The 3,264-nt window shown below is 61.2% G+C and carries 5 protein-coding genes; all 5 read left to right on the top strand.

The genetic code is table 11. The features are described from left to right. Window positions 1-144 precede the first annotated feature (144 nt). The 5 genes from QP990_RS11985 to QP990_RS11965 all read left to right on the top strand — a co-directional run bounded on the left by QP990_RS11985 (window position 145) and on the right by QP990_RS11965 (window position 3,067). Window positions 145-1,329, top strand: a complete 1,185-nt coding sequence (locus QP990_RS11985; RefSeq protein ID WP_011272788.1) for an Nramp family divalent metal transporter — start codon at window positions 145-147, stop codon at window positions 1,327-1,329. A 20-nt stretch (window positions 1,330-1,349) separates the two neighbouring features. Next, window positions 1,350-1,739, top strand: a complete 390-nt coding sequence (locus QP990_RS11980; protein ID WP_005292595.1) for an NUDIX domain-containing protein — start codon at window positions 1,350-1,352, stop codon at window positions 1,737-1,739. Between the two features lie 62 nt (window positions 1,740-1,801). Continuing rightward, complete coding sequence (locus tag QP990_RS11975) at window positions 1,802-2,377, top strand: TetR/AcrR family transcriptional regulator (RefSeq protein ID WP_005292598.1); 576 nt, start codon at window positions 1,802-1,804, stop codon at window positions 2,375-2,377. Then, on the top strand, window positions 2,374-2,736 hold the full coding sequence (locus QP990_RS11970) for a DoxX family protein (RefSeq protein ID WP_005292602.1): 363 nt from the start codon (window positions 2,374-2,376) through the stop codon (window positions 2,734-2,736). Before QP990_RS11975 ends, QP990_RS11970 begins: the two co-directional genes overlap by 4 nt. Window positions 2,737-2,824: 88 nt before the next feature. Beyond that, window positions 2,825-3,067 (top strand): CopG family transcriptional regulator, encoded by a 243-nt coding sequence (locus QP990_RS11965; protein WP_005292604.1) that lies wholly within the window; start codon window positions 2,825-2,827, stop codon window positions 3,065-3,067. Window positions 3,068-3,264: the final 197 nt, after the last annotated feature.

Genomic DNA, 3,264 nt, shown 5'->3' with positions numbered 1-3,264 from the left:
ATCCTCGGCGGCGCAACCCCACGTGAAATACTTAACGAACTATTCAAGCGTGGCGCATCCACCGCTTGATTCCGCCCCCTGGCTTGAACATATGGCGATGAAAACTAGACTTCAAGTAGTTGAACTTTTGGTATGGAGATGCCTATGCGTAAGACCTTAATCAGCCTCACCGGCCCCGCCTTCGTTGCTGCAGTGGCTTACGTCGACCCCGGCAACGTAGCCGCCAACATCAGCGCCGGCTCCCACTACGGCTACCTCCTGGTGTGGGTACTCGTCGTGGCCAACCTCATGGCCATGTTCATCCAGTACCACTCCGCCAAACTGGGCCTAGTCACCCACCGCTCCCTGCCGGAAATCATGGGCGAGCGTCTCTCCCGCCGCGCGCGCCTAGGCATGTGGGCCCAGGCCGAGCTCATCGCCGCGGCCACCGACCTCGCCGAAGTCATCGGCGGCGCCATTGCCCTGCAACTCCTCTTCAACCTCCCCCTGTTCGCGGGCGCGCTCATCATCGGCGCGGTCTCCATCATTCTCCTCATCTTCCAGAAGAAGAACCAGTGGTTCGAGGGGCTTGTCATCGGCCTGCTCCTGGTCATCTGCATCGGCTTCCTTGCCGGCCTCGCCATCGCCCCGCCCGACCCCGCCGACGTGGCCGGCGGCCTCATCCCCCGCCTAGAGGGCAAGGACAGCATCCTGCTGGCCGCCTCCATGTTGGGCGCCACCGTCATGCCGCACGCCATTTACCTACACTCCTCCCTGACCAAGCAGCGCTACCCCGACCTGGAAATCCCCCACGTGCTGGCCGGCACCCGCGCGGACATCGCCGTGGCGCTGTCCATCGCCGGGCTCGTCAACGTGGGCCTGCTGGTCCTGGCGGGCTCGGCCCTCTACGGCGTGGACGGCACAGAGACCATCTCCGGGGCCCACACGGCGATTGCCAGCCACCTCGGCCCGCTGGCCGGCGTTCTCTTCGCCATCGGCCTGCTGGCCAGCGGCCTCGCCTCGACGTCAGTGGGCGCCTACGCCGGCTCCGAAATCATGGACGGCCTGCTTCACATCAAGGTCCCCCTACTAGTCCGCCGCCTGGTCACGCTCATCCCGGCGCTGGTCATCATCGGCTGCGGGGTCGACCCCACTATGGCACTGGTGGTCAGCCAGGCACTTCTTTCCCTGGGCATCCCCTTCGCCATCATCCCGCTTTTCCGCTATGCCGGCTCCCGGGACGTCATGGGTGAGTTCGCCGCGAAACCCTGGTCTATGGCCGTGGGCTGGACGCTTGCCGCGCTGGTCATCGCACTCAATCTCGCCCTCGTGCTCCTGCCGCTGCTCTAGGCCGCCTACAATCAGCAGCCATGATTGAAGTAGCAGCCGTCGTCATCCGCAACCCACAAGGCCACGTGCTTACCGTGCGCAAGAAGTCCTCCACCAAGTACCAACTGCCCGGCGGCAAGCCCGAGGCGGGCGAGGCGCTTGTCGACGCCGCCCTGCGCGAAGTTGCCGAAGAAGTAGGCCTCACCCTCGACGCCGAGAGCCTCAACAAACTCGGCACCTTCGACGCTCCCGCCGCCAACGAACCGGGCGAGGTCGTCGTCGGCACCATCTTCACCTACACCCGCACCGTCACCGCCGACGAACCCCATGCCGCCGCCGAAATCGGCGACACCGCCTGGGTCAACCCAGCAGCCCCCGACCGCGAGCTTGCACACCTGCTGCGCGACCGCGTCTTCCCCACGCTGGCCTAGCGCCAACTGTCAACACTTCGGCGTCATTGACCTCGAAACCATCAAGAGCTACCCTTTTGAACATGTTCACTGAACACGTTCACTCATCGCGCTCGGCCGCCAAAGCTGGCACCGTCAGCAAGGTCCTAGCCACCGCCTACGAACTCTTCCTCACTCAGGGCTACGCCACCACCAGCATCCGGACTATCGCATCCGAAGCTGGCGTTAGCGTGGGAACCGTCATGGGAGTCGGCGACAAACAAACGCTGCTCATCCGCACCATTGGCCAACACATTTCAGAACTCCACGATGACATCCGGGGACAATCCGATAGCCTTCTCGATGTCCTGAGACCTTTCCTCCAGATGTTTACCGGCCACGAAGAGCTCTCCCGCGCCTTTGGCGCAGCACTCATCCAACAAGGCAATCAAGGCGAAGCGCTCACCGCACTCAAAACGCTCCTGACCGATGAAATCACCCTGCGACTCGGCACCAGGCTCAGCAGCGCCGATGCGGCCGAGTACGCCGACCTGCTGTACAACGTCTACCTCGGCTTACTCATCGGCTGGGCCGCCGGAATCTACGACACCGAGCACCTCACATCCCAAGCCGCCTCATCGATCGAACGCCTCAACACCGCATTCGGAGTAACCCAATGATCCTAGAATCTTCCCCAGCCTGGCCCTCCCTTCTACTAGCAGCCATTCTGCTTGGCGACGCCGCCCTCTCCCTCAAACCAGTCCCCTTCATCGAAGCCTGCCTCAGCGGCGTCAAACTCCCCAAGGACTGGTGGTGGGCGCTCATTGTCATCAAGTGCCTCGCCGCCGTAGGACTCATTGCCGGCCTCTGGTTCCCCGGCGTAGGAATCACAGCCATGATTGGAGTCATCGCCTATTTCTGCGCGGCCGCAGCAGCCCATGTCCGCGCCCACTTCCTCGGTAGCGCATTCTGGATCAACTGCTTAGGCATGCTCGCATTCTCCATCGGAGTACTGATCCTGACGCTCGCACTGAATTAAGACACCAGTCAACCTTTCACGGCTTCCTGAAGGCAGATACATCATTGCACCTCTTGAATGATGACTTGATGCTTTCTACCCTAAAGGTATGCGCACGACGATAAACCTCCCGCCGAAACTCCTTGAAGAAACGAAGGTCCAAGCCAAAGCCAACAATGTCACTTTGAGCTCATACGTCGAAGAGGCGGTCCGCGCTGCCCTCAAGAAGGAAGCCCGCATCAGTACCGAAGACACCCCCGTTAACCTGCCCTCCTTCGATTGCGGCGGACCGGCTCTAGTTGATCTCAGCAACAAAGAAGCTGTGTGGGCGGTACTCGATGATCATTCCTGATGTCAACATTCTCGTTTATGCCTTCCACTCCGCTGCACCGCAACATAAACCCGCTCAACAATGGCTAAGTAGTGCTCTAAATCGGCATGAAACAATTGGACTCCTGGATGTTGTGGCAACGGGCGTGCTGTCAAGGGGTGAATGCGCCACTTCGACCGGGAGGTAGTTGTGACGCGTTGGACTCCGAAGGATGTTAA

Origin of the sequence: Corynebacterium sp. MSK071 (genome assembly GCF_030232125.1) — a bacterium.
GTDB classification, from domain to species: domain Bacteria; phylum Actinomycetota; class Actinomycetes; order Mycobacteriales; family Mycobacteriaceae; genus Corynebacterium; species Corynebacterium kefirresidentii.
Note: the sequence above shows the minus strand (reverse complement) of the source record. Positions and strands in the feature narration are given on the sequence as shown.

Excerpts from the sequence above, each read along its gene's own strand:
- QP990_RS11985 (WP_011272788.1), top strand. The coding sequence starts at position 145 with ATGCGTAAGACCTTAATCAGCCTCACCGGCCCCGCCTTCGTTGCTGCA.
- QP990_RS11965 (WP_005292604.1), top strand. The coding sequence starts at position 2,825 with ATGCGCACGACGATAAACCTCCCGCCGAAACTCCTTGAAGAAACGAAG.
- QP990_RS11970 (WP_005292602.1), top strand. The coding sequence starts at position 2,374 with ATGATCCTAGAATCTTCCCCAGCCTGGCCCTCCCTTCTACTAGCAGCC.
- QP990_RS11980 (WP_005292595.1), top strand. The coding sequence starts at position 1,350 with ATGATTGAAGTAGCAGCCGTCGTCATCCGCAACCCACAAGGCCACGTG.
- QP990_RS11975 (WP_005292598.1), top strand. The coding sequence starts at position 1,802 with ATGTTCACTGAACACGTTCACTCATCGCGCTCGGCCGCCAAAGCTGGC.